Annotated in this window: 2 protein-coding genes; both read right to left on the bottom strand. The window is 48.5% G+C overall.

Translation table 11 applies throughout. From position 1 onward, the window contains the following. Positions 1–118: 118 nt before the first annotated feature. Positions 119–1,288: a hypothetical protein gene (locus tag WGH93_RS13165; RefSeq protein WP_374765333.1), complete on the bottom strand. Its 1,170-nt coding sequence runs from the start codon at positions 1,286–1,288 to the stop codon at positions 119–121. A gap of 145 nt (positions 1,289–1,433) precedes the next feature. Then, the coding region (locus WGH93_RS13170) for a transposase domain-containing protein (RefSeq protein ID WP_374765334.1) at positions 1,434–1,733 on the bottom strand (300 nt) is incomplete at its 5' end.

The raw sequence follows: 1,733 nt of genomic DNA on the forward strand, positions 1-1,733 counted from the left end.
GGATTTCGAGCGAACCATCCAGAGCGCCACTGCATGGCTCTATATGGCGTCCACCCAACTCCTGCTTCGAAGAATCGCAAGCCATTGATTTCATTAAAAAGAATTTTGAGTCAGACTCTTACTCATTTTCCTCATCTTCATTTGTTGGATCCCAGTATTTGGGGTCGTAGAATACTGTCGTTAAACCCTCATCCTTTTTTTTGGGTGGAAGGTTGCCGTTTAATCTGTGTGTTTTTCTTTTTCCTTTCAGGGGGCCTTCCTCAAGAACATTAATTTCTGTGAGGTGCCAAATTACTTTACTTACATTTGGGTGGTAACTTCCAATCGTTTCGGCAAGCTTGCTTCGGTCGATTGTCCTGTATTTCCTGAAGCCCATTTCCTGCATGAGGGTGAAAAGAACTTTGAAGCTAAATTCACGCATTTTGTGATCTGTTTTAGCGATGTGCAAAAGAAGGTTTCGCACCTGATCTCCGTCAAACTCTTTTTTGTAGAAGTCTACGCCTTGACTCTCCCAAGCATTGATTGTGTTATTGATTTTATAGGCTGTTTCATTCTCTGGGTCGGGGCATTTTGCTAGGTGCTCCTGCAAGTCGGTCGCTAAAAAAGATACATGATGAAAGCCGTTAAGCAAAAGCTCATCCAGTTCCCAACACCACTCTCTCATTTTATTTGATGCACCAACTTCACCATACAAAAAATATTCAATTTCGATCGGCAAGGCTGTTTCGTCTGGACAGTTTGCTACATGCTCATGCAGATCCAATACCCACGACACTTCTTGATATACTCCATAGGGGTTTAATTCCAAGTCTTCTAAAAAAATTTCGCGAACAGGAAGAATTTCATATCTTTCGTGCGAATCCCTTTCTTCGATAAAAGGACTTATCACTATATATTGTTCTTTAATAATATCTTCAAGATCATCTTTCCATGCCTCAGTTTTTTCTTTTGTCACTTCATCACCATTTCTAGTATGTTTGCTTTGTACAGCATATTGCCGGTTTTCATAGTTGTAAATAGCAAATTTTTCCTTCGCCACCTTCCAGTCCGACCAATCCTGATCGCTCAGCTCATCCCAGTCGATATCGTCGGGGTCCACTTCTGATGGCGGTGTAGATAGACCTTTCTTGCGGCGTTTTCTCACGGCCACCCAAAGGTCGGGAGTTGCACTGCTTGAGGGCCGGTGAGGCCCCGCTGCCTTTAAATGAATAGAACCGACTATAGGTGGGACCACAGCCGCGAGACTGATATTCCCCGTAACGATGGCTACCCGCGCGTCCTTGTTCACGAGAGGCGCCGCGCCTGTTGGGGCTAAATCAGCGGCAGATTTTCTGCGCCTGAAACGCCCCCCTCACTGGAACTGCCGCGCTTTAGGGATCAGGTCGCGGGCGTTTCTTGGGTGTGTGGCCTGGTGATAGGGGCCCACGGGTTTTTCAGCTTGACGTCTGGAAGTTCCAGGGGAGGAGGTCGTCGATGCGGTTTTTGGGGTGCCCGCCTGCGATCGCTTCGAGCGTTGCCTTGAGGTAGGCGAAGGGCTCGGCGTCGTTGACTTTGGCGGTCTCGATCAGGGACGCGATACGGCCCCAGGTCTTGCCGCCCTCGTCGTGTCCCGCGAAGAGGGCATTCTTGCGGCTCAGGGCGATCGGGCGGATCAGGTTCTCGACGCGGTTGGAATCGATCTCGACGCGGCCATCCTGAAGGAAGGTCTGCAGCCCTTTCCGGTGGTTATGGAT

Origin of the sequence: Yunchengibacter salinarum (assembly GCF_037658235.1) — a bacterium.
Taxonomy (GTDB): domain Bacteria; phylum Pseudomonadota; class Alphaproteobacteria; order Sphingomonadales; family Kordiimonadaceae; genus Yunchengibacter; species Yunchengibacter salinarum.